General features: G+C 54.6%; 17 protein-coding genes. 9 read left to right on the forward strand and 8 right to left on the reverse strand.

The window, feature by feature from the left end:
• Positions 1–112: 112 nt before the first annotated feature.
• Positions 113–1,123 (reverse strand): quinone-dependent dihydroorotate dehydrogenase, encoded by a 1,011-nt coding sequence (pyrD, locus tag AM410_RS22770; protein WP_020884800.1) that lies wholly within the window; start codon positions 1,121–1,123, stop codon positions 113–115.
• Positions 1,124–1,372: 249 nt separating this feature from the next.
• On the opposite strand from pyrD, the gene ssuE reads away from it, so the two are divergent.
• From ssuE to ssuB, 5 genes are read left to right on the forward strand one after another with little or no spacing between them, the layout of a single operon-like run.
• Complete coding sequence (gene ssuE, locus AM410_RS22775) at positions 1,373–1,948, forward strand: NADPH-dependent FMN reductase (RefSeq protein ID WP_014169418.1); 576 nt, start codon at positions 1,373–1,375, stop codon at positions 1,946–1,948.
• A complete protein-coding gene (locus AM410_RS22780; protein ID WP_020884802.1) occupies positions 1,941–2,903 on the forward strand; it encodes a sulfonate ABC transporter substrate-binding protein in 963 nt (320 codons plus the stop codon). The genes ssuE and AM410_RS22780 overlap by 8 nt, the downstream gene beginning before the upstream one ends.
• A complete protein-coding gene (gene ssuD / locus AM410_RS22785) occupies positions 2,900–4,045 on the forward strand; it encodes an FMNH2-dependent alkanesulfonate monooxygenase (RefSeq protein WP_073395861.1) in 1,146 nt (381 codons plus the stop codon). Before AM410_RS22780 ends, ssuD begins: the two co-directional genes overlap by 4 nt.
• 9 nt (positions 4,046–4,054) lie before the next feature.
• Complete coding sequence (ssuC, locus tag AM410_RS22790) at positions 4,055–4,846, forward strand: aliphatic sulfonate ABC transporter permease SsuC (RefSeq protein ID WP_073395859.1); 792 nt, start codon at positions 4,055–4,057, stop codon at positions 4,844–4,846.
• Positions 4,843–5,613, forward strand: a complete 771-nt coding sequence (gene ssuB / locus AM410_RS22795; RefSeq protein WP_032677808.1) for an aliphatic sulfonates ABC transporter ATP-binding protein — start codon at positions 4,843–4,845, stop codon at positions 5,611–5,613. The genes ssuC and ssuB overlap by 4 nt, the downstream gene beginning before the upstream one ends.
• Positions 5,614–5,656: 43 nt before the next feature.
• Here the strand turns inward: ssuB and pepN are convergent, their stop codons facing one another.
• The gene (gene pepN / locus AM410_RS22800) at positions 5,657–8,269 is read right to left on the reverse strand and encodes an aminopeptidase N (protein ID WP_073395858.1); all 2,613 of its coding nucleotides are present in this window, start codon (positions 8,267–8,269) and stop codon (positions 5,657–5,659) included.
• 255 nt (positions 8,270–8,524) lie between these two features.
• Between pepN and pncB the strand changes: the two genes are divergently transcribed.
• The 4 genes from pncB (at position 8,525) to aspC (ending at position 14,367) form a co-directional block, all read left to right on the forward strand.
• Positions 8,525–9,727: a nicotinate phosphoribosyltransferase gene (pncB, locus tag AM410_RS22805; protein ID WP_020884806.1), complete on the forward strand. Its 1,203-nt coding sequence runs from the start codon at positions 8,525–8,527 to the stop codon at positions 9,725–9,727.
• 169 nt (positions 9,728–9,896) lie between these two features.
• Complete coding sequence (gene asnS, locus AM410_RS22810; RefSeq protein ID WP_032677806.1) at positions 9,897–11,297, forward strand: asparagine--tRNA ligase; 1,401 nt, start codon at positions 9,897–9,899, stop codon at positions 11,295–11,297.
• A 605-nt stretch (positions 11,298–11,902) separates the two neighbouring features.
• A complete protein-coding gene (locus AM410_RS22815) occupies positions 11,903–12,991 on the forward strand; it encodes a porin (RefSeq protein WP_020884808.1) in 1,089 nt (362 codons plus the stop codon).
• A gap of 185 nt (positions 12,992–13,176) precedes the next feature.
• Positions 13,177–14,367 carry an aspartate transaminase gene (gene aspC, locus AM410_RS22825; RefSeq protein ID WP_020884809.1) on the forward strand — a complete coding sequence of 397 codons (1,191 nt, stop codon included), beginning with the start codon at positions 13,177–13,179 and terminating at the stop codon, positions 14,365–14,367.
• A 50-nt stretch (positions 14,368–14,417) separates the two neighbouring features.
• Here aspC and AM410_RS22830 read toward each other — a convergent pair whose 3' ends face one another.
• From AM410_RS22830 to mukF, 6 genes are all read right to left on the reverse strand, one after another.
• A complete protein-coding gene (locus AM410_RS22830; protein WP_020884810.1) occupies positions 14,418–15,065 on the reverse strand; it encodes an MBL fold metallo-hydrolase in 648 nt (215 codons plus the stop codon).
• Positions 15,066–15,085: 20 nt separating this feature from the next.
• On the reverse strand, positions 15,086–15,637 hold the full coding sequence (locus tag AM410_RS22835) for a YcbK family protein (protein ID WP_014169403.1): 552 nt from the start codon (positions 15,635–15,637) through the stop codon (positions 15,086–15,088).
• 176 nt (positions 15,638–15,813) lie between these two features.
• Positions 15,814–17,637 (reverse strand): L,D-transpeptidase, encoded by a 1,824-nt coding sequence (gene ldtD, locus AM410_RS22840; RefSeq protein WP_108648514.1) that lies wholly within the window; start codon positions 17,635–17,637, stop codon positions 15,814–15,816.
• A 177-nt stretch (positions 17,638–17,814) separates the two neighbouring features.
• Positions 17,815–22,266 (reverse strand): chromosome partition protein MukB, encoded by a 4,452-nt coding sequence (gene mukB / locus AM410_RS22845; RefSeq protein WP_044857323.1) that lies wholly within the window; start codon positions 22,264–22,266, stop codon positions 17,815–17,817.
• Positions 22,266–22,970, reverse strand: a complete 705-nt coding sequence (mukE, locus tag AM410_RS22850) for a chromosome partition protein MukE (protein ID WP_014169400.1) — start codon at positions 22,968–22,970, stop codon at positions 22,266–22,268. Before mukE ends, mukB begins: the two co-directional genes overlap by 1 nt.
• Entirely contained in the window at positions 22,951–24,273 is a 1,323-nt protein-coding gene (gene mukF, locus AM410_RS22855; protein WP_014169399.1) for a chromosome partition protein MukF, read from the reverse strand. The genes mukE and mukF overlap by 20 nt, the downstream gene beginning before the upstream one ends.
• Positions 24,274–24,275 lie beyond the last annotated feature (2 nt).

Below are 24,275 nucleotides of genomic sequence, written 5' to 3' on the forward strand. Positions count from 1 at the left end.
CGTTTATAACACCATTAATAAAAGACTATAATGACTAAATAAGCAACAATGACGGAATATAAAACAACCAGGGCTGGAAATAAAGCCCTGGTTGTCTGATAAAGAGAAAAGATTAGATATGAGTAACGATTTCTTTAATCAGCTGCGGTCCTTTAAAAATAAAACCGGAATAGATTTGCACCAGTGAGGCACCCGCCGCCATCTTCTCGCGAGCCGCAATCACGGAGTCGATACCACCGACGCCAATAATCGGCAGTCGTCCTTTTAATTCTGCTGACAGGGCACGAATAATTTCTGTGCTTTTTAATTGTACCGGACGTCCACTTAACCCACCCGCTTCGTCACAGTTTTTCATTCCCTGAACGAGCGAGCGATCGAGTGTGGTATTGGTCGCAATCACCCCGTCAATATTATGGCGAACTAAACTGTCGGCAACCTGGATCAATTCTTCAGCAGAAAGATCCGGTGCGATCTTAACCGCGACCGGAACATATTTATGGTGGATCGCCTGGAGCTCATTTTGTTTATTTTTAATGGCACTCAGAAGATCGTCCAGTGCTTCGCCATATTGTAAAGAGCGCAGACCTGGGGTATTTGGTGAGGAAATATTCACCGCAATATACCCCGCGTAGGCATAGACTTTTTCCATACAAATCAGATAGTCATCTTTACCCTGCTCTACCGGCGTGTCTTTATTTTTGCCAATATTGATGCCCAATACACCATCAAAATGGGCTTTTTTTACGTTCTCAACAAGGTGATCAACGCCGAGGTTATTAAAGCCCATGCGGTTGATCAGCCCTTCGGCTTCGACCAGGCGGAACAGACGCGGCTTATCATTACCTGGCTGCGGACGCGGCGTGACGGTACCGATTTCGATGGAGCCAAAGCCCATCGCGCCCAGGGCATCAATGCACTCACCATTTTTATCCAGACCCGCCGCGAGACCCAGCGGATTTTTAAAGGTCAGGCCCATGCATTGCACAGGTTTTTCCGGCACGTTTTGACGCACCAGTGCGGCCAGCGGCGTTCCGGTAATACGACGTAACTGCTGGAATGTAAATTCATGAGCGCGCTCAGGATCGAGCTGGAAAAGGGCTTTACGAACGAAGGGGTAGTACATGAACTCTCCTGGATTCCCGGTGTGCAAACCGGGAGGGGATTATGTGCGATCCGGCCCGGAAAGGGAATTGACCTGTGGCAAAAAAAACACCGTTAGACGCAATCGTTTACCTCGCAGCCCCGTTCTTATGCGCTTTTTCGCATTTAAATTGCAGATAAATCATTTAGTGGAATAACCGGGCAGTGTCACACTCCTGAAAATTGTTATGAATGTTAGATAAAAGCAAACAATTAGTTATAAGGAGCATGCATGCGCGTCATAACCCTGGCCGGAAGTCCACGATTCCCCTCTCGCTCCAGCGCACTGCTGGAATATGCCCGTGAAAAGCTCAATGCTCTGGATGTGGAAGTATGCCACTGGAATCTGCATAACTTCGACCCCGAGGATCTGCTCTACGCCCGTTTTGACAGTCCGGCGCTGCAAACGCTGACTGAACAGCTTAAAGGGGCTGATGGCTTAATCGTGGCGACGCCTATCTATAAAGCTTCGTTTTCCGGGGCCCTGAAAACCCTGCTCGATCTGCTGCCTGAACGTGCGCTGGACGGCAAAGTGGTTCTGCCACTGGCAACGGGCGGCACGGTGGCCCATTTACTGGCGGTAGATTATGCCCTTAAGCCGGTACTCAATGCGCTAAAAGCGCAGGAGATCCTCCACGGCGTCTTTGCCGACGACTCGCAGGTTATCGATTATCAACACAAGCCTCACTTCACGCCGAATCTGCAAACCCGCCTCGACAGCGCCCTGGAAACCTTCTGGCATGCCCTGCACCGCAGAGATATCCACGCCCCGGCGTTTAACCATTCACAGGGAGTCGCCCATGTTTAAAAGATTAACCCGTCTCGGACTGGCCGGGCTGTTAGCGCTCACCTCGCTGGCCCACGCGGCAGAGACGGCGCCTGAACATTTACGCATCGGCTATCAGAAAGGCAGCGTCAGTATGGTGCTGGCCAAAAGCCATCAGCTTCTGGAAAAACGCTTCCCGAAGACCACATTCTCCTGGATTGAGTTCCCTGCTGGCCCGCAAATGCTGGAAGCCCTGAATGTCGGAAGCATCGACCTCGGCAGCACCGGGGATATTCCGCCAATATTCGCGCAGGCGGCGGGGGCCGACCTGGTTTATGTCGGCGTTGAGCCGGCCAAGCCGAAGGCTGAGGTCATTCTGGTCCCTGAAAATAGCACCATTAAGACTGTCGCCGATCTCAAAGGCCACAAGGTTGCATTCCAGAAAGGCTCCAGCTCGCATAACCTGCTGCTGCGGGCCCTGCAGGAGGCCGGGCTTAAATTCACCGACATTCAGCCCGTTTATTTGACGCCGGCTGATGCTCGCGCCGCTTTCCAGCAGGGTAATGTCGACGCGTGGGCTATCTGGGATCCCTACTACTCCGCAGCTTTACTGCAGGGTGGCGTGCGGGTATTAAAAGATGGCACCACGCTGAAACAAACCGGCTCGTTCTACCTCGCCGCGCGCCCGTATGCGGAAAAGAATGGCGCTTTTATTCAGGATGTTCTCAACACCTTTACTCAGGCGGATGCGCTAACGCAAAGCCAACGTCAGGAAAGCATTACCCTGCTGGCGAAAACCATGGGCTTACCTGAGCCGGTGATCGCGAGCTATCTCGATCACCGTCCACAGACCACCATTACCCCGGTGGACGCACACGTCGCTGCGCTGCAGCAGCAAACCGCAGATCTCTTCTATCAAAATCGCCTTGTTCCAAAACAGGTGAATATTCGCGAACGCATCTGGCAACCCGCAGGCAAAGAAGGAACCAAATCATGAGTCTGAATCTTTTCTGGTTTTTACCCACCCACGGTGATGGACACTATCTTGGCACAGAAGAGGGTTCACGCCCGGTTGACCACGGCTATCTGCAGCAGATTGCGCAGGCAGCCGACCGAATCGGTTTTACCGGCGTACTGATCCCCACCGGACGCTCGTGCGAGGATGCGTGGCTGGTAGCCGCATCGATGATCCCCGTGACCCAACGCCTGAAGTTCCTCGTGGCGCTGCGCCCGAGCGTGGTCTCCCCGACCGTCGCGGCGCGCCAGGCGGCAACGCTCGACCGGCTCTCTAACGGCCGGGCCCTGTTTAACCTGGTCACCGGAAGCGATCCGCAGGAGCTGGCGGGTGACGGCGTGTTCCTCGATCATACCGAACGCTATGAAGCGTCCGCCGAGTTCACCCGCGTCTGGCGACGTCTGCTGGAGGGGGAAACCGTCACCTTCGAAGGTAAACATATTCACGTTCGCGACGCCAGGCTCTACTTCCCGCCGGTGCAGCAGCCGCGCCCTCCTCTTTACTTCGGCGGCTCATCAGATGTGGCGCAGGATCTGGCGGCTGAACAGGTTGATCTCTACCTCACCTGGGGTGAGCCGCCCGAGCTGGTCAAAGAGAAAATTGCCCAGGTACGCGCCAAAGCGGCAGCGCATGGTCGCAAGGTGCGCTTTGGTATTCGCCTGCATGTGATTGTGCGTGAAACCAATGAAGAAGCCTGGCAGGCGGCCGACCGGCTGATCGCGCATCTGGATGATGAGACTATCGCTAAAGCTCAGGCGGCGTTTGCGAAAACCGACTCCGTCGGCCAGCACAGAATGGCGTCATTGCACAACGGTAAGCGCGAGAATCTGGAGATCAGCCCGAACCTGTGGGCGGGCGTCGGCCTGGTGCGCGGCGGTGCGGGTACCGCGCTGGTCGGCGACGGTCCAACGGTGGCTGCGCGGATCAATGAATACGCGGACCTGGGTATCGACAGTTTTATCCTCTCCGGTTATCCGCACCTGGAAGAAGCCTACAAAGTGGGCGAGCTGTTATTCCCGCATCTTGATGTCACCATCCCGGACGTACCGCAGCCCCGCCAGCTCCAGCTTCAGGGCGAAGCCGTGGCTAACGAGTTTATCCCGCGAAGAGCCGCACAAAGTTAAGGAGTTGCCATGACTGCCCCCTCACAAAAATGGTTGCTACGTGCCGCCCCATGGTTTTTACCCGTTGGCATTGTGCTTGTCTGGCAACTCGCGTCCTCTGCCGGCTGGCTGTCGAGCCGTATCCTGCCCTCTCCGGAGGGCGTAATAGAGGCATTCTGGTCGCTGAGCGTCAGCGGCGAACTCTGGCAGCATTTGGCCATCAGCTCATGGCGTGCGGTAATTGGTTTTTCGATTGGCGGAAGCATCGGCCTGGTACTGGGTCTGATCAGCGGGCTTTCTCGCTGGGGCGAGCGGCTGCTCGATACCTCCATTCAGATGCTGCGTAACGTGCCGCATCTGGCGCTGATTCCGCTGGTCATTTTATGGTTTGGTATTGATGAGAGCGCCAAAATTTTTCTCGTCGCGCTGGGTACGCTGTTCCCGATTTACATTAATACCTGGCATGGGATCCGCAACATCGATCGCGGACTGGTCGAAATGGCACGCAGTTACGGCCTGTCCGGTTTTGCCCTCTTTATGCATGTGATCCTGCCGGGCGCCCTGCCCTCCATAGTGGTCGGCGTGCGCTTTGCGCTCGGCCTGATGTGGCTGACGCTGATTGTGGCAGAGACCATCTCTGCAAACTCAGGGATTGGCTATCTGGCGATGAACGCCCGCGAATTTCTGCAAACGGACGTGGTGGTGGTGGCCATTATCCTCTATGCCCTGCTCGGCAAACTTGCCGACGTCAGCGCCCAGTGGCTGGAACGCAGCTGGCTGCGCTGGAATCCAGCCTATATTTCACAGGAGGCTAAAGCATGAATACTGCCCGACTGACTCAGGGTACACCGCTGCTCCTTAACGGTGTCACGAAGCGCTATGGCGAAAACACGATTCTCAACGCGCTGGATCTGCATATTCCTGCCGGACAATTTGTCGCCATTGTGGGCCGCAGCGGCGGCGGCAAGAGTACGTTGTTACGCCTTTTAGCCGGGCTGGAATCCCCCAACGGCGGCGAAATTCTGGCAGGCGCGACACCGCTGGCCACTATTCAGGATGATACCCGCATGATGTTTCAGGACGCTCGCCTGCTGCCCTGGAAAACGGTGATTGATAATGTCGGACTGGGCCTCAACGGCAACTGGCGGGATGAAGCCCGCCAGGCGCTGGCCGCCGTAGGGCTGGAAAACCGTGCGGGTGAATGGCCTGCGGCGCTCTCCGGCGGGCAGAAGCAACGCGTGGCGCTGGCGCGAGCGCTGATACATCGTCCGGGCTTGCTGCTGCTGGATGAGCCACTCGGCGCGCTCGACGCCCTGACGCGAATCGAAATGCAGGACCTGATTGCCGCACTCTGGCAAAAGCATGGCTTTACGGTACTTCTGGTGACGCACGACGTGAGCGAAGCCGTCGCGATGGCAGACCGCGTGCTGCTAATAGAAGAAGGGAAAATCGGTCTTGATGTCACGGTCGATATTGCGCGTCCGCGCCGCGTAGGGTCGGCAAGACTGGCAGAGCTGGAGGCGGAAGTGCTGAATCGGGTGATGCAGCGCGGGGTCAGCGAGCGAGCGTTAATGACGGCTCACGGCTGACGTCCTCCCTCTCCCACCGGGAGAGGGAGGGTTGGTCTTTCGATCAGGCCAGTGCCTTAGCGATCTTCTCGTACAGATCGCCAGACAGGTTTTCCAGCCCTTTCAGTTGCTCAAGCGCAGCACGCATTTTCGCCTGGCGCTGTGCATCATAGCGTTTCAGACGGATCAGCGGCTCAATCAGGCGTGACGCCACCTGTGGGTTACGGCTGTTCAGCTCGGTCAACATTTCCACCATAAACTGATAACCGCTGCCATCTTCCGCATGGAACGCCGCCGGGTTGCTGCTGGCAAACGCGCCAATCAGGGAACGCACGCGGTTTGGGTTGCTCATGGTGAAGGAGCGATGCTTCAGCAGACTGCGTACATTGCTGAGGACATCGGCCGCCGGGCTGGTGGCCTGCAGGATGAACCACTTGTCCATGACCAGACCATCCTGATGCCACTTGTCGTCGTACTCCTGCATCAGCGCATCACGGCATGGCAGTTCAGCGGCAACACTTGCAGCCAGGGCTGCCAGCGCGTCGGTCATGTTGTCTGCTTCGTGATACTGCTTGCTCACCAGCGTGTTTGCCAGCTCGCGCTCACCGAAGGCCAGATAACGCAGGCAGGTGTTACGCAGGGAACGTTTACCGATGTCAGCATGTTCCACACGATAAGCGTCAAGCTTATTGGCGTTGTAGATTGCGAGGAATTCGTCCGCAAGCTCGTTCGCCAGCGTACGGGTCAGCGCTTCACGCACCGCCACAATGGCAATCGGATCGATGATGTCGAACAGTTCGGCGATTTCGCCTGCGGATGGCAACGTCAGAATTTCAGCCGCCAGCGACGGGTCAATCTTCTCATCCAGCAGGACTGCGCGGAATGCGTCCGCAACGTGAACCGGCAGCGACAGCGGCTGGCCCTGCTGATGACGATTAACGTTCAGCTTGATGTAGGTCGCCAGCAGGCTTTGCGCCGCATCCCAGCGTGAGAAGTCATTGCGCGCATGGCGCATCAGGAACGTCAGTTGCTGGTCGCTCCACTTATATTCCAGTTTCACGGGCGCAGAGAATTCACACAGCAGCGCGGGAACCGGCTGGAAATAGACGTTATCAAAGATAAAGGTCTGTTCCGCCTGGGTCACGTTCAGGACGTGGTGGACCGGATGACCGCCCTTCTGCAGCGGGATCACGTTACCCTCGTTGTCATACAGTTCAATACTGAAAGGAATGTGCAGCGGGTGTTTTTCTTCCTGCTCTGCCGTTGGCGGCGTGCGCTGGCTGATGGTCAGGGTGTACTGCTCGGTTTCCGGATTGTAGTCGTCTTTGACGGTGACAATCGGCGTCCCGGCCTGGCTGTACCAGCGGCGGAAATGGGAAAGATCGACATTAGACGCATCCTCCATCGCCTGCACAAAATCGTCGCAGGTGGCTGCGCTGCCGTCATGACGCTCGAAGTAGAGCTGCATCCCTTTCTGGAAGTTCTCTTCACCCAGCAGGGTATGGATCATGCGGATAATTTCCGCCCCTTTTTCGTACACCGTCAGGGTGTAGAAGTTATTCATCTCGATGACTTTATCGGGACGGATAGGGTGTGCCATTGGGCTGGCATCTTCCGCAAACTGCAGGCCACGCATGGTGCGCACGTTGTTAATGCGGTTCACCGCACGGGAACCCAGATCGGAACTGAACTCCTGGTCACGGAAGACGGTCAGGCCCTCTTTCAGGCTCAGCTGGAACCAGTCACGGCAGGTGACGCGGTTTCCGGTCCAGTTATGGAAATACTCGTGTCCGATGACGCGTTCAATATCCAGGTAATCTTTATCGGTCGCGGTATCGGTACGTGCCAGCACGTATTTGGAGTTAAAGACGTTAAGACCTTTATTCTCCATCGCGCCCATGTTGAAGAAGTCGACAGCAACGATCATATAGATGTCGAGGTCATACTCGAGGCCAAAGCGCTCTTCATCCCACTTCATGGAGTTGATAAGCGAGGTCATCGCCCATGGCGCGCGGTCCAGGTTGCCGCGGTCGACGAACAACTCCAGCGCGACGTCGCGGCCTGAACGGGTTTTGAACGTATCACGCAGCACGTCGAAATCACCCGCCACCAGCGCAAACAGGTAACACGGTTTCGGGAACGGATCCTGCCACTGTACCCAGTGGCGACCGTTTTCCAGCTCGCCTTCACCTACGCGGTTGCCGTTGGAAAGCAGGAACGGATAGAGGGTTTTATCGGCGATGATTTTCGTTGTAAAGCGTGCCAGCACGTCCGGGCGGTCAAGATACCAGGTAATGTGGCGGAAACCTTCGGCCTCACACTGGGTGCAGAGGGCCACGCCAGACTGGTAAAGCCCTTCCAGCGCCGTGTTGGCAGCCGGGCTGATTTCATTCACGATGCGCAGCGTAAAGCGTTCCGGCAGGTTGTCGATAACCAGCTGGTTGCCTTCTATTTTATAGTCAGACCATGCTTGATCATTGATTTGCACGGAGACCAGCGTCAGGTCTTCACCATCCAGACGCAGCGGCACAGCCGTCGCGCTCTGGCGCGTGAGCTGGCTTACCGCCGTGACAACGGTTTTAGTGGCATCCAGGTCAAAAGTCAGATCGATATCGCTAATCAGGTAATCCGGCGCACGGTAGTCGTGGCGGTATTTGGCTTGTGGCTGTTGTGTCATAGAAAACCTTATGCATCGTTTGTCGAATAACGAATCCAGTCTATTCCTGTTGTGTAAAACGCGCTATGCAGAATGTTCATCTTTTCAGGTACAAACACCTTTTTCGCTACATTTGTATAACACGGGGCACAAAATGCCCTCGACCATAAAGAGCGCTTATGTTGTGATCGGGGTTCAATAAATCACTAAACAAGGTATACTCCGGAGTTGTTTATTGTACTAAACGCTCCTGTGAGAGGATGCTACTGCGCACCTATGACTCAATTCGCTTCTCCTGTTCTGCATACATTGCTGGATACCGACGCGTATAAACTGCATATGCAGCAAGCCGTTTTCCACCATTACTATGACGTCCATGTCGCGGCGGAATTCCGCTGCCGTGGTGACGACTTGCTCGGTATCTACGCAGACTCCATTCGTGAACAGGTCGATGCTATGCAGCATCTGACGCTGCAGGACGACGAATATCAGTGGCTCTCTGGCCTGCCCTTCTTTAAAGCTGACTACCTGAACTGGCTGCGCGACTTCCGCTATAAGCCGGAGCAGGTGACCGTGGTCAATGATAACGGCAAGCTGGATATTCGTCTTGAAGGCCCGTGGCGTGAAGTGATCATGTGGGAAGTTCCGCTTCTCGCGGTGATCAGTGAACTGGCCCACCGCTACCGTTCGCCGGAAACCGGCGTTGAGCAGGCGGTCGCGTCGCTGGAAAATAAACTGGCCGCATTCTCAACGCTGACCGAAGGGCTCGATATGTCCCGCTTCCGCCTGATGGATTTTGGCACGCGTCGCCGTTTCTCTCGCGAAGTGCAGCAGGCTATTGTGAAGCGTCTGCAGCAGGAGCCGTGGTTCGTGGGCACCAGCAACTACGATCTGGCACGTCGTCTGGATCTGACCCCAATGGGTACCCAGGCGCATGAGTGGTTCCAGGCGCATCAGCAGATAAGCCCGGACCTGGCAAACAGCCAGCGTGCCGCACTGGCCGCGTGGCTGGAAGAATATCCCAATCAACTGGGCATCGCGCTTACCGACTGTATTACGATGGACGCGTTCCTGCGTGATTTTGGCCCTGAATTTGCCGAACGTTATCAGGGATTACGCCATGATTCCGGGGATCCGGTTGAATGGGGTGAAAAGGCCATTGCCCATTACGAAAAACTGGGCATTGACCCAATGACCAAGGTGCTGGTCTTCTCTGATAACCTCGATCTGGCGAAAGCGGTCGATCTCTATCGTCATTTCACCTCCAGAATTAACCTGAGCTTTGGGATTGGCACCCGTCTGACCTGCGACATCCCTCAGGTAAAACCTCTGAACATCGTGATAAAACTGGTGGAATGTAACGGTAAGCCGGTAGCGAAGCTCTCCGATAGCCCCGGTAAAACCATCTGCCATGACAAAGCCTTTGTGCGCGCATTACGCAAAGCATTCGATCTGCCGCAGATCAAAAAAGCCAGTTAACTGCTTTCGGGAGCCTTTCAGGCTCCCCTCTCCTCAATTTATTTCTTAATTCTTCTCTTTTGACTGCGAAATCTGCTTGTCTGATGGCGGATGCCAGGTAACATAGATATCCCCCCCAGTAAGGGTGGACAAGTGTTTATTTTTTCCGACTATTAACAGAGAGAATATTATGAGCGTTGTGCCTGTAGCCGACGTACTCCAGGGCCGTGTCGCCGTTGACCAAGAAGTCACCGTGCGCGGATGGGTGCGTACTCGCCGAGATTCTAAAGCTGGCATCTCCTTCCTTGCCGTCTATGACGGTTCCTGCTTTGATCCTGTACAGGCCGTCATTAATAATTCTCTGCCCAATTACAATGATGACGTTCTGCGCCTGACAACGGGTTGTTCCGTTATCGTAACCGGTGTTGTTGTGGCATCACCTGGTCAGGGTCAGAGTTTCGAAATTCAGGCCTCAGCCATTGAAGTCACTGGCTGGGTTGAAGATCCCGACACCTACCCAATGGCGGCAAAACGTCACAGCATCGAATACCTGCGTGAAGTGGCGCACCTGCGTCCACGCACCAACCTGATTGGTGCGGTTGCCCGCGTGCGTCATACGCTGGCGCAGGCGCTGCATCGTTTCTTCGATGAGCAGGGTTATTTCTGGGTGTCTACTCCACTGATCACTGCGTCCGATACGGAAGGTGCGGGTGAAATGTTCCGCGTCTCTACGCTGGACATGGAAAACCTGCCGCGTACGCCAGAAGGTAAAGTGGACTATGACAAAGACTTCTTCGGTAAAGAGGCCTTCCTGACGGTTTCTGGTCAGCTCAACGGTGAAACTTACGCCTGCGCGCTGTCCAAAATCTACACCTTTGGTCCTACCTTCCGTGCAGAAAACTCCAACACCAGCCGTCACCTGGCGGAATTCTGGATGCTGGAGCCTGAAGTGGCGTTCGCAGATCTGGATGATGTCGCGGGTCTGGCAGAAGCGATGCTGAAATATGTCTTCAAAGCGGTGCTGGAAGAGCGTCCTGACGACATGAAATTCTTCGCAGAGCGTGTCGACAGCGATGCAGTCGCACGTCTGGAGCGTTTCGTCTCGGCAGATTTCGCGCAGGTGGACTACACCGACGCGGTGGCCATCCTCGAGAAATGCGGTGAGAAGTTTGAGAACCCGGTTTACTGGGGCGTTGACCTGGCGTCTGAGCACGAGCGTTACCTGGCCGAGAAGCACTTCAAAGCACCGGTTGTGGTGAAAAACTACCCGAAAGACATTAAGGCCTTCTATATGCGCCTTAACGAAGACGGTAAAACCGTTGCGGCGATGGACGTCCTGGCACCGGGCATTGGTGAAATCATCGGTGGTTCTCAGCGTGAAGAGCGTCTTGACGTACTGGACGCACGCATGGAAGAGATGGGCCTTAATCCTGCGGATTACAGCTGGTATCGCGATTTACGCCGTTACGGTACCGTCCCGCATGCCGGTTTTGGTCTGGGCTTTGAGCGTCTCATCGCCTATGTCACCGGTGTTCAGAACGTCCGTGACGTTATTCCATTCCCACGCACACCGCGTAACGCCAGCTTCTAATCGACTGAATAACAAATGGCCAGCAATTGCTGGCCATTATTTTATTCTGCATTGTCAGTTTTCGTCAGCGCAAAGTCAGCATTTTTAAACCACAACCCCGTTACAACCACTACCTGTTACGTTTTGTTTCCACGAAACATCTACGCACAAAAAATAAACCCCATTCTTATTGCGCTTATTGCAATCTGAAGCAATAGCACAAAATTCAACCAGTTTTACAGCCATCCAGAAGTCTTTTTCGGGTCATAAGAAAAAATGAGCCGTTTGGCTTCTGTTTATACGAATTGCCTTTATCTAAATTAATTATAAGCTTTTCATATAGATATCAAAGTATCTGTCGTTTAATTCGCCAGTGGACGCTGAAATTTGAGGTGGTTCACAAAGTTCCGAAAAATACACATTTTGTTACACATGATTTCTTTTTGTAACTTAATCTTGAGAATTGTAGCACTTTCAGGCTAGCGAAACGGTTCTATGAATGGAAAGATGCCTGTCAGATACATAAAGACACCTAACTCTCATCAATAGTTCCGGAAATATTTATTGACAGAATTTATTGACGGCAGTGGCGAGTGTCATAAAAAAACCAATGAGGGTAATAAATAATGATGAAGCGCAATATTCTGGCAGTGGTAATCCCTGCCCTGCTGGTAGCCGGTGCAGCTAACGCTGCAGAAATCTATAACAAAAGCGGCAACAAACTGGATCTGTACGGGAAAGTGGTTGGTGAGCACGACTTCGTTACCTCTGGTGACAACACTGACAGCAACGACGCTACCTATGCTCAGATCGGTTTCAAAGGCGAGACTCAAATTAACGACCAACTGACTGGTTTCGGTCAGTGGGAATACCGTGCTCTGGCAAGCCAGGCAGAAAGCAACCAGACTCAGCGTACCCGTCTGGCATTCGCCGGTCTGAAAGCGGGTGATGCAGGTTCCATCGACTACGGCCGTAACTACGGTATCGTATACGACGTAGAATCTTACACCGATATGGCGCCATCTTTCTCAGGTATGACCTGGGCAAACTACTCTGACAACTTCATGACTGGCCGTAACTCTGGTCTCCTGACTTACCGCAACTCTGACTTCTTCGGTCTGGTTGACGGTCTGAGCCTGGGTCTGCAGTATCAGGGCAAAAACGAGCGTACTGACGTGAGAACCGCTAACGGTGACGGTTTCGGTACCTCTGTAGGTTATGAGTTCGGTGAAGGTTTCGGCCTGATCGGCGCATACAGCAACTCTGACCGTACTGACGGGCAATCCGCAGACGGCAAAGGCGAGAAAGCGGAAGCATGGGCTGTTGGTGCTAAATACGATGCGAACAACATCTACCTGGCAACCACCTATGCTGAAACGCGTAACATGACCCGTGAAGACGACGGTTCTTTCGCAAACAAAACGCAGAACTTCGAAGTTATCGCTCAGTACCAGTTCGACTTCGGTCTGCGCCCATCCGTGTCCTACGTGCAGTCTAAAGGTAAAAACCTTGCACAACGTGGCACCTTCGCTGGCGGCGATGCTGACCTGCAGAAATTCGTTGAACTGGGTGCAACTTACTACTTCAACAAAAACTTCAACATCTATGTTGATTACCAGTTGAACCTGATCGACGACACCGACTACTCTCGTAGCGTGGGTATCGTGAACGGTAAAGACGACCAGGTTGCAATGGCTGTGACCTACCAGTTCTAATCAGTACACCACTTTGTTATATGCTTAATGAACAGGGCTTCGGCCCTGTTTTTTTTATGTCTGATAGCAAAAAATGGCGACTTTTGAAAAGCCGCACGCTTTTTGTCGCAAACGGTTGGCATTTTGTAAATCTACCGTTAACCTGATAGCGGATTTCACTTCTGTAATCACAATGGAACTTCGTCATGTTTGAGAACATTACCGCCGCTCCTGCCGACCCTATTCTGGGCCTGGCCGATCTGTTTCGTGCCGACGACCGCCCTGGTAAAATCAACCTGGGTATTGGTGTATATAAAGATGAAACCGGCAAAACCCCGGTGCTGACCAGCGTTAAAAAAGCTGAGCAGTATCTGCTGGAAAATGAAACCACCAAAAATTACCTCGGTATTGATGGTATCCCTGAATTTGGTCGTTGCACTCAGGAACTGCTGTTCGGCAAAGGCAGTGCAATTGTGAGCGACAAGCGTGCGCGTACAGCACAGACTCCTGGCGGTACCGGCGCGCTGCGCGTCGCGGCGGATTTCCTTGCGAAAAACACCTCTGTTAAGCGTGTCTGGGTGAGCAACCCAAGCTGGCCAAACCACAAGAGCGTATTCAACTCTGCAGGCCTGGAAGTACGCGAATATGCTTACTACGACGCGGCTAACCACTCTCTGGACTTCGACGGTCTGCTGGCCAGCCTGAACGAGGCTCAGGCGGGTGATGTGGTGCTGTTCCACGGCTGCTGCCACAACCCAACCGGTATTGATCCAACGCTGGAACAGTGGGAACAGCTGGCGAAGCTCTCCGTAGAAAAAGGCTGGCTGCCGCTGTTTGACTTTGCATACCAGGGCTTCGCCCGTGGTCTGGAAGAAGACGCGGAAGGCCTGCGCGCTTTTGCTGCCGTGCATCAGGAACTGATCGTGGCAAGCTCTTACTCCAAGAACTTCGGTCTGTACAATGAGCGTGTCGGTGCCTGTACGCTGGTTGCGGCGAACACTGAAACCGTTGATCGTGCATTCAGCCAGATGAAATCCGTGATCCGCGCTAACTACTCTAACCCGCCTGCACACGGTGCCTCTGTCGTTGCGACTATCCTGAGCAACGATGCACTGCGCGCTATCTGGGAACAAGAGCTGAACGATATGCGTCAGCGTATTCAGCGCATGCGTCTGCTGTTTGTGAACACCCTTGCGGAGAAAGGCGCTGACCGTGACTTCAGCTTTATTATTAAGCAGAACGGTATGTTCTCTTTCAGCGGCCTGACCAAAGAACAGGTTCTGCGTCTGCGTGAAGAGTTTGGCGTCTACGCCGTGGCGTCTGGCCGCGTCAACGTTGCAGGCATGACCCCAGACAATATGGCGCCGCTGTGCGAAGCCATCGTCGCCGTGCTGTAAATTGCCCCCATAAAAAAAGCCTGCATAATGCAGGCTTTTTTTTATTCTGGTTACCAGACAGGCATTTCGTCCTGAAGGAACGGGTTATGGAGTCGTTCATAACCCAGCGTCGACATCGGACCGTGTCCAGGGATAAACGTCACATCATCGCCCAGCGGCAACAACTTCTGTTTAATCGACTGAATCAGCTGTCCGTGGTCGCCACGTGGAAAATCGCTGCGTCCTACGCCACCTTTGAAAATCACATCGCCGGAAATCAGCAGACGGGACTGGTCATCAAAGAAGACAATATGGCCTGGCGTATGCCCAGGACAATGCAACACCTGTAAAGTCACATTCCCTACGTTAACGCGCTCTCCTTCATTTAGCCAGCGATCGGGCGTCAGGGGCAGACACTCATCAAGGCCAAACATGCGGCTCTGGGCTGGTAAACCCTGCAGCCAGAACTCATCTTCTTTTTCCGGACCGATCACAGGCACACCGAAGTGCTGTGCCAGCTCCGCCGCCGCACCAACATGATCAAGATGACCATGCGTCAGTAAAATCTGCATCAGCGTGACACCGCTATCAGCGACTTCCTGCTTGATTTTCTCAGCGTCACCGCCGGGATCGACAAGCGCGGCCAGTTTGGTTTGCTCACACCAGATTAATGAACAATTCTGGGAGAATGCAGTAACCGGAATAATACGATAGTTCATACTGCTCCTGTGTTTCGTTATTACCAGTGCCGGACCGGACCGGTATCAATATGCACAAAGTTGCTACTTGGGTAATATCCTACACCACCTGCGCGCATAGATAACGCAGCTTTGCGAATATTGGCTAACGAAACGCCTTCAATATGGAAATCCATTGCCTGTCCCTTCGTGTGATAGCTTTTTTTCGCTACCCCACGGCTGTGGGCGCGCAGTTCATTATTGGTATCAACAGAGCGATAACCAGAAATAAGCTGCACTGGCTTGCTGGTACCCAGCAGGCCCTGAAGGCGGAATAACTGATCAAACAGTCCTGGGTCGATGGCTTTTATTTTATTCGCGCGGAAATCACGGAAAAAATGGTTAAGTCTTGCTAATTCATCCTGAATATAGCCTCTGCCATCGAAGAACTCCGCTTTTAGCGACTCACCGGTGTGGAGATTGTTGAGCGTTAAAACTCGCGGACGAGGTGTCGAGAGGGTGGCAAATGCTGGCGTCGGCAAGATGGCCGCTGCGCCGAGCGCAACACCACCTAACGCCAGCAGTTTGCGGCGATTAGCGTCAAATTTGTCCATGATAATCAGGTCTACAGGTCAATGTTTATCGTAAATATGCTTAGCGCACGAAGGGCACCTTAACTGGCAAAGCCGACTACGTCAAGGCACCCAACCCCAGTAAATACGCGGCCTCCAGCCATATAGCCCCGTATTCACCATTACTTACGACAACCTATTTTCCCGAACTGCTTCATTTACCTGATTAATTGTTCAGCTTTTGGCAAAATTTGTGCGCCGGATCGCGCCGTGAGATCATAATTGTAAATATCTGTACGATACTGCGTCCGCCCGTCCTCACCCACAAACGCCGTCAGATAATAAAGATTGACCGGAATATTATGGCGAATATTAACGTAACGCGTATCCCCCTGCTTCAGGGCGTCAGAGATGCGCGTATCGTTCCAGCCTGCATCCTGCAACAGCATATTAGCCAGCTCCGAGGCTTTATTGACACGCACACAGCCTGAACTCAGCGCGCGGGTGTCTTTCTGGAACAGATTGTGGTTCGGCGTATCGTGCAGATAGATAGCATCTGAACTCGGCATATTGAATTTGTAGCGTCCGAGCGAGTTATGCGCACCTGGTGCCTGCTGGAACCGGAATGGCAGATTAGACGCGGTAATGGTTGACCAGTCGACCATATAGGGGTCTATCGCCTCTTTGCTGTTCCAGCCGCGCATCACCGTATAGCCATGGCGTTCCAGGTAACCCGGATCGTTCCAGACCTTGGGCAGAATGTCTTTACGCGCCAGCGTCGGCGGTACGTTCCACGGCGGGTTAACCACCACGTTGTTCAGGGCACTGCTCATCATCGGCGTTTTGCGATCGGGACGTCCCACAATCACGCGTGACGCCAGCACTTCACTGCCGTTCTGGTAATAGACCAGCGAATACGCCGGAATATTCACCATGATGCCGGTAGAGAGGGTCCCTGGCAGCAAGCGTAAACGCTGGATATTGAGCGCCAGCACCCCTGCACGCTGCGCAGGTGAGACGTTCAGCCAGTCGCGCGTTGACTGGCCAATCACGCCATCAGCACCCAGCCCCTGAGCAGCCTGAAACAGCTTAACCGCTGCAACCAGCTCCCGATCGTAGGCCGCGGGCTTATCACTCAGAACGGCGGCTTTTTTCTCTTTCACCGGGGCTGACGGGCTGACAACAACGCTTTGCGCATCGTCACCCGGCAGGGCAATTTTAGGCCCGCTATCCAGAATACCGGAGCGTTTGAGGATCTCACGCAGGGCAGGCACATCGCTGCTCCACTGTCCAGGACGCAGCGTCGCGGTACCACGCATCTGCGGCCATGGACGTGAATCCCCGACCAGTTCCAGAAGCGACTGATGCATGGTCGCGTATTGCGGATGTGCCGGCGCGAGGCTCGCAATAAAGCGCGGCAGATCGCCACTATCCAGTGCCAGTTGCCACTGGTTAATTACCGACAGTGCCGGCGTCGCCAGCTTGTAAGGCTTATCGCTGTACAACCAACGGTTACCATTGACCGGAATACCGGCCACAAACTGGAGATACCCCATCATGGCATCGGAAAGCACCACGTCCCGCGCCTGCCCGGTGACAGCAGGATCGGTTAAGAGCTCAACCCATTTTGTGAACTGCGGCTGGAACCCTGCAATGGCGACTTCTGCCAGCTGTTGCTGGAAGGCGCGCACGGCATCACGGTTTTCCCACATGGGTTTCATGTCACGCGCCGCATAGAGCAGCGTGAGCTGGCTGGTATAGACAGGCGTGTAGCCTGCTGGCAGCCCAGACAGCAGCTGCTGGCGAAGCGATTCCGCGTCGATGCCTTCTGGCAACGGTTTAATACCGGCCATGATGGCCGTCGCAGGAGACTGCTTCAGCGGTTGAGACAGCGACGTTGGCTGTGTGCCAGTCGTTGCTGTGCTGTCAGTCGGCACAATTTCAGGCTCGTCGGCCTGAGCGGTTAACAGTGGAGCAAACGTCACTGCCAGGCATAAACTTAGCGCAGACAGCTGACGACCACATTTTTTCTTTAGCAACATCCCTTGCCCCCTGTTTTCACGACATGCCCATCACGTTGGGGCTTTCTTTTATTATAGGGTGACGGCAAACCTGTTGCCTTACCTTATGTAAAGAAGTTTAAAGATAACGCAGCCTTAAACACAAGTTAAGCGAAAAAAAAAGCGGCGCTGGTGCGCCGCTCACGGTGAGAAAACGCCTCAGGACGCGTCTGCCGTTGTTTCCGGTAAGGATTCTGGCGGCTGTGGGGCAAAACCGCGTAACCCGACCACGTGAACGTGTTCGGTATTCTGGAATACCTTACGCACCAGTTTATACGTGGTGCCTTTCTCAGGACTGATGTTCTCCGGCGCTGCGATAATGAGCTGCATATCAAGACGCTCACAGAGTTCAAACAGCGTGGCAATTGAGCGGGCGTCAAGACGCGCCGCTTCATCCAGGAACAGCAGTCGACATGGGGAGATATCTTTGCCGCGCAGACGACGTGCTTCATCTTCCCAGCTCTGGACCACCATCACCAGAATCGACATCCCGGTACCGATAGCTTCACCGGTAGAGAGTGCACCGGACTCCGCACGGAGCCAGCCGTCTGAACCACGGTTAACCTCCACTTCCATTTCCAGGTAGTTACGGTAATCCAGGAGCTCTTCACCAATGGTTTGCGGCGTGCGTTGCCCCATGTCAATCTGCGGATTAAGGCGTTGATACAGTTTCGCCAGCGCTTCGGAGAAGGTCAGACGGTTGCTGTTGAACAGATCCTGATGCTGTTCGTGCTGTTCAGACAACACTTCCAGCAGCGTCGAGTGCGCTTCACGCACGTTCACGTTCAGACGCACGCTGTTCACCTGACCAAACGATACGCTCTGCAAGCCCTGGTTCAGCTGGCGAATTCGGTTCTGCTCGCGCTGGATGGTTTTACGGATGATATTCGCCACGCTGCGGGAACTGATAGCCAGCTTCTGCTCGCGGGAGGTCAACTCTTCCGTCAGGCGGCCCAGTTCGATTTCCATCTGCTCAATGGCTTCGACCGGATCGTCGGTACGAATGATGTCCTGACGAATACGCTCACGCAGGTGCTGATAAACGGCCACGAAGAACTGGATCTTACGCTCAGGGCGTTTCGGATCTTCGGACATACGCAGCACATCGCGCAGGTGTTCGTTATCCGCCACCGCCAGACGCAAGGCACCCAGCGCCTTATCCGACATAGAGCGCAGTTCATCCGCAGAGAGATAGGCCAGCTCGCGACGATGCAGACGGCGTTCAACGTTATTGTCTTTCACCATCCGCATGACGGCGCACCAGCCCGCCTTCGCGGTCACGACCTGCTCACGCATTTCGTGATAATCGCGCTCCAGCTTGCGCAGGCGACGAGTCAGGTTATCCATTTCCGCTTCACAGAAGGTCAGCGCTTTTTCCAGCTGATTACGACGTGCGCGGTTATTACTGAGCTGCGCATGCAGTTCATCACGACGAATACGCGCCCGCTCTTCTGCTCCGCTGTCAGCACGGACGCCAATGTCCTGCAACTCTTTCTGAAGATCGTTTAACAGCTCTTTCTTGGTGTCGAAGGAGCTTTTCAGCGAGGCCAGAACCTGATTGTACTGGTTCAGCTGTGCCGAGTGGCTACGCATCGCGTCACGGGCGCGAGTACGTTCAGCTTCAGCCTGTTCAAGGCGCTGACGCAGCTTCTCATTGAGATCGCTGTTACCGCTCAGCATCTCCGCGGAATCGGAGTAGCCGAAGTGGGCCCGACGCTGCACCACTTCCGTCAGGGCAAACGCCTGCTGGCGCGCTTCGCGCTGCACCTGCTGCGACCAGGCGTAATCTTCTTTTAACTGCTCGAACTGCTCCGGATCGCTCTGCAACACGGAGACCATTGGTTCGAGCTTCGCCAGCTGATTACCGTACTGCTGAACAAAACGTGCCGCTTCCTGAGCTTCATCCAGACGTTCCTGAATCTCATCCACGCGGTCAGCCAGCGTGTCATCTGCCAGCAGATTCAGGCGAGGCAGGATGCGGTTAAGGGCCGCAACGCCCTCTTTCGCTTGTTCGAACTGAACGCGGCTTTGCTGGTTGTCATTTTCATGGTTTGAGATCGCACGCTCAAGCTCGCCACGACGGGTGTTGAGCTTGCGAATTTCGGCTTCCGGGTCAGCTTCAAACGCCACGCCCAGATGGCTGCCGATAAAGCGGCTGAACGCCTGATGAAGACGCTGGGTTTTCTGCACGTCAAACGACAGGGTCGCAAAACGTTCAGACAGCTTCTCACGCTCGGCGTGCAGACTTTCAATCCGGTTTTCACGCGCTGCGCGACCAAACAGCGGAAGCTCAGGGAAGCGAGAATAACGCCACTGACGATCGGCGATTTTGACGACAACCGCTTTTTCCAGCTCATCGACGCTGAATACGCTGTCATCGAACGACTGCGGGTCCCCTTCGATTAAATAGAGGTCTTCCGGGCAATCTTCCAGTCCTGCCAGCTGGTCAGCAATCAGCGACAGATCCGGGACCACAATCGCATTACGTGATGGGCCATACAGGGCTGAGAAGTACGGCGCATCGTCCAGACCGACATCGTCATAGATTTCGGACAACAGCACGCCGCCAAAACGTTCAGCCAGGGCGTTCAGACGTGAATCTTCCGAACCACCAGGCTGGCTTAAGCGCTCAATCTCTTCATCGATCTCGCGTTTACGGGCGCCGACTTCATCGCGCTCAACAATCGCCTCGCGCTCGCGCTCCAGCAGCTGTTGCAGATATTCGGTCACGTCCTGGCTGGACTCAAACTGTTCGCCGCACTGTTCACTGAGCTGATTCAGGCTGCTTTGGGCAGCCAGCCAGACTGGTGCGCGCTGCAGCAGCACCTTAGAACGGGACTGCAGCTGCTCCATCTCCTGGCGCAGCGTCATGCGCTGTTCACTGGCGTTGGATACGGAATCGGAAAGCGCAGCAATACGCGCTTCGAGCTCCTGATGCAGAGCTTCAAGATCGTCGAAATCGTAATTTTTGCCCTGGCGCTTACAGAACTCCGCCAGCATACGCTCGGCTTCCTGCTGTTCGCGAAGACGCTGTTCCAGTTCGTTCAGGCGCATACGCAGCGGCTGAACCTGCTCGGCCAGATGGCGCTGGTTCACACCGTCGCGCAGCAGTTCACGGGCAACTTCCCACGCTTCGTTACGCGCAAGCGGGCCGTTAATTGCCACAACCAGCTGGTACGCTTGCTCAAACTGACTGTGCGCCGTTTGCGCGACGCTCATCTTCTGTTCAAGCGAGAGCAGTTTCTCGGTCGCTTCCTGCTCTTTGGCCTGGAAGGTATCCAGCCACTGGTCAGCGCTTTCCGGGGTGAGGTCAGGCAGATGACACAGCTCTTTTGCACGCTGTAACGCCTGAAGTGCCTGGGTATACTGAATTGCACGCGTCTGCTGCACGTCCAGCGCCTGCTGGTAATCGGCCAGCTGATTTTTCAGCTCATCCACTTCCAGCTCGGCGGCCTCGGCACGTGCTTCGTTCTCTTCCTGCATGTCGGCAGCTTCCGCCACCACTTCATTTTGCTCTTCGAGACGAATTTGCAGCTCATCGAGATCCGCTTCGTAGCGCTCGATCTTCTCCTGCTGACGCAGGGCGGTCTGCACCAGGTTCAGGTGATCGCTGGCAGCCTGGTAATCGGCTTCCAGATCGCCTTCGGCACCGTTGTGCTCGCCCAGTTCACGCGCCATTTCGACGTGCTTATACTGCTCAGCCACCAGCTGTTTACGGGAGGTAAACAGCTCGCGGCGGTACTCTAACGCCTGATCTAGATGGACACGACGTTCATTGGCGTGACGCATATAGTCCGCCGCCACGTAGTTGGTGGCCTCGCTAATCAGGTGCTTAAACAGGTCACGGTCAGACTGCGTCACGCGAATGGCTTCGAGCGTCATGCGGTTTTCACGCAGCGCGGCTTCCATATCCTGGAAGGCCTTACGCACGCCGCTGTTTTCCGGTAACAGGTAGTCGCGCAGGGAGCGGGTAATGGCGCTGGAGATACCACCGTACAGCGATGCTTCGATCAAACGGTAGTATTTGCTACGGTCAGACGCGCTGCGCAGACGACGTGCCACAACGCCCAGATCGAACATCAGGGAGTGGTAATCCGTAATGGAGTTGAACTGCTTGAACTGCACGCCTTCGATGGTTTCGAGCTTATCTTTCAGCTCCTGCAGCGTCAGCACGCGCGCCTGGCGCTCATTCAGGGTTTCCGTCAGCAGCGCTGTGGGCTGCATGGAGGTTGGCAGACCCTGGATGGCAAACGGTTTAATGTCCACTTTACGGTCACGGCCTGCGACCTGCTGCAGACGTACCCCCACCACCACACGCTGATGTCGGGAGTTAATGACGTCCAGTACCGAATAACAGACGCCTGCTTTGAGTTTACCGTGCAGGCCTTTATCGCGAGAGCCGCTGGTCGCCCCCGCTTCGGTGGTGTTACGGAAATGAAGCAGCGTCAGATCGGGGATCAGTGCCGTAACAAACGCCGCCATGGTGGTGGATTTACCCGCACCGTTACCACCGGAGAGCGTCGTAACCAGCTCATCCAGATCGAACGTCCGGGCAAAGAAGCCGTTCCAGTTAATCAGCGTTAGTGAGCGAAATTTACCGCGTTCAATCATTACTCTTCCTCCCCGCTATCCGGCAGATTCTCTTCATGCTCATCATCGAGCTGCAAATGGTTTTCCACCGGCATCGCTTCACCGTCGCGGATCATGCGAAGCTGCGCTTCACGCGCATCGTCGCCCGCACGCACATCGGCGCCGAAGCGGAAGACAGATTCCGTGATGCGGAATTTGCTGCTGTCATGGCCCATAAACCAGACCATGCCCAGACGACGCAGACGGTTAAGGGAAGAGCGAACTTTTTCCTGCAATTTCTGGCGGTCAAGATCCGAGCCGGTGGAGCGGTTGTTCACCAGCTTAAGCAGCTTGCTCTCATCCGCCAGCGCCAGCAGCTCGTCGTAAAGCTCCTGCTGGGTGAAGATGCCTTCATTTGCCAGACGCTCCGGGCTGAGATAGAGGTAGCAAAGAATTTTGCCGACCATCATATCCAGCTCAGAGAGCACGGAACGCGGAATCAGGGTTGTGGAACGTGGACGCAGGTAGAAAAACCCTTCCGGTGCGCGGATAAGCTCCACGTTATAGCGGGCGTAAAACTCTTCCAGGTACTCCTGGAAGTCCATCAAAAAGGCGTGATTGTCCAGCTCGTCTAAGCCAATGTGACGACCGGCACGCAGTTGGCTGTCCAGCGCCGGAAACAACGGATTCGCCAGCGCCTGTGCCAGCTTAACTGGCATCACTTGTTCAATATTTGTCAATGACATGCGCCTGTACCTTGGCTCCGTAATCGTTAATCGGCTGCCACTTCGGCGGCAGCCCGGTGAAATCTGCTTGCGCGACGCCCAGACGCACGGCCTGGTCTACCACGATGCGGGCGATGTCGAAGTGGCGCGCGCGAGGATATTGCGCCAGATAGTCGCGCACCACGAGCCCAAGATCCAGCGGCACTTGTCTGGTTTTGTAGACAGCGAGCTGTTCTTCGATCATCGCCGCAAGTTGCTCACGAATTTCGTTGAACTCTTCATATTCCAGATCCGGTGGCAGTTCACCGGTCACTTCTTCATCGCGCAGAGCCATCTCTTCGTCGCGCATATCCAGCAGACGATCGGCACTGGCGTAAGTCAGCGCCCATGGCGCATCGAAATAGGTCTGTACCGACTGGCGCAGACGCTGAGCAAAGACGCGGTTTTTATCCATATCGATCGCGGTACGGATAAATTTATGCACGTGGCGGTCATAACCGATCCACAGGTCAATCGACTGCTGACCCCAGCTGATAATACGATCGAGTTTGCTCTGCAGATCGAACACCAGACGGTCAATAAAATGCAGATCGTCATGGGCCATGGTCGCATCCTGGATGCGCAGCAGGTTCGCCTGAAGCTTATCCCCTGCCGCTTCCAGCGTATCCTGCAGTTCACGCAGCGTACCCGAGGTTTCCGACAGCAACATTTCACAGCTGGAGATGGCCGCACGCCAGTCTTTATTCAGCAACTGCGCGATATCGTCTTTTACCTGTTGCTGCTGTTCATCCATCAGACGCTGGGTCAGATCGATGCTGTCGAAAATCTCTGCCACCGAATATTTCAGCGGCGCATAGACGTTACGGTGCCAGTGGAATTCGTCACCGTTTTCATCCGCTGCATCGGCAGCGCGCTTAAGTTCACCCGCCACAATCGAGAGCTGCATGGAAAGACGCAGCGTGGAAAATTCACGCTGGCGGATGTAGTAATCGGTGATGCCGATACCCAGTGGCGTCAGACGATAGATGGCGTTTCCTTCCGCCTGCTCGCTGGTAAAGCGGTTCAGCAGACGTTGACGCACCATATCGTTGATTGCGTTGTTGGCACGCACGCTAATGGTTTCGCTGGTTTGCTCAAACGCATCACTGACATGGCGGAACGCATCCACCAGTTCACCCTCGCTCATTTCGCCATCCAGCCGTTCGCCGTTCAGCGTGGCAACCGCCAGCAGGAAAGAGAGTCTGTCTACCGGCAGCGAGATGGAGAAATCGTTTTTCCTGGCCCAGGCAACCAGTTCGGGGACTGTCTGGGAAAATTCACTCATAG

This window comes from Enterobacter cloacae complex sp. FDA-CDC-AR_0164 (assembly GCF_003071645.1).
GTDB lineage: Bacteria > Pseudomonadota > Gammaproteobacteria > Enterobacterales > Enterobacteriaceae > Enterobacter > Enterobacter ludwigii.

Bases quoted from the DNA above. Each gene is read 5' to 3' on its own strand.
- pyrD (WP_020884800.1), bottom strand. From the start codon at position 1,123: ATGTACTACCCCTTCGTTCGTAAAGCCCTTTTCCAGCTCGATCCTGAG.
- ssuE (WP_014169418.1), top strand. From the start codon at position 1,373: ATGCGCGTCATAACCCTGGCCGGAAGTCCACGATTCCCCTCTCGCTCC.
- AM410_RS22780 (WP_020884802.1), top strand. From the start codon at position 1,941: ATGTTTAAAAGATTAACCCGTCTCGGACTGGCCGGGCTGTTAGCGCTC.
- ssuD (WP_073395861.1), top strand. From the start codon at position 2,900: ATGAGTCTGAATCTTTTCTGGTTTTTACCCACCCACGGTGATGGACAC.
- ssuC (WP_073395859.1), top strand. From the start codon at position 4,055: ATGACTGCCCCCTCACAAAAATGGTTGCTACGTGCCGCCCCATGGTTT.
- ssuB (WP_032677808.1), top strand. From the start codon at position 4,843: ATGAATACTGCCCGACTGACTCAGGGTACACCGCTGCTCCTTAACGGT.
- pepN (WP_073395858.1), bottom strand. From the start codon at position 8,269: ATGACACAACAGCCACAAGCCAAATACCGCCACGACTACCGTGCGCCG.
- pncB (WP_020884806.1), top strand. From the start codon at position 8,525: ATGACTCAATTCGCTTCTCCTGTTCTGCATACATTGCTGGATACCGAC.
- asnS (WP_032677806.1), top strand. From the start codon at position 9,897: ATGAGCGTTGTGCCTGTAGCCGACGTACTCCAGGGCCGTGTCGCCGTT.
- AM410_RS22815 (WP_020884808.1), top strand. From the start codon at position 11,903: ATGATGAAGCGCAATATTCTGGCAGTGGTAATCCCTGCCCTGCTGGTA.
- aspC (WP_020884809.1), top strand. From the start codon at position 13,177: ATGTTTGAGAACATTACCGCCGCTCCTGCCGACCCTATTCTGGGCCTG.
- AM410_RS22830 (WP_020884810.1), bottom strand. From the start codon at position 15,065: ATGAACTATCGTATTATTCCGGTTACTGCATTCTCCCAGAATTGTTCA.
- AM410_RS22835 (WP_014169403.1), bottom strand. From the start codon at position 15,637: ATGGACAAATTTGACGCTAATCGCCGCAAACTGCTGGCGTTAGGTGGT.
- ldtD (WP_108648514.1), bottom strand. From the start codon at position 17,637: ATGTTGCTAAAGAAAAAATGTGGTCGTCAGCTGTCTGCGCTAAGTTTA.
- mukB (WP_044857323.1), bottom strand. From the start codon at position 22,266: ATGATTGAACGCGGTAAATTTCGCTCACTAACGCTGATTAACTGGAAC.
- mukE (WP_014169400.1), bottom strand. From the start codon at position 22,970: ATGTCATTGACAAATATTGAACAAGTGATGCCAGTTAAGCTGGCACAG.
- mukF (WP_014169399.1), bottom strand. From the start codon at position 24,273: ATGAGTGAATTTTCCCAGACAGTCCCCGAACTGGTTGCCTGGGCCAGG.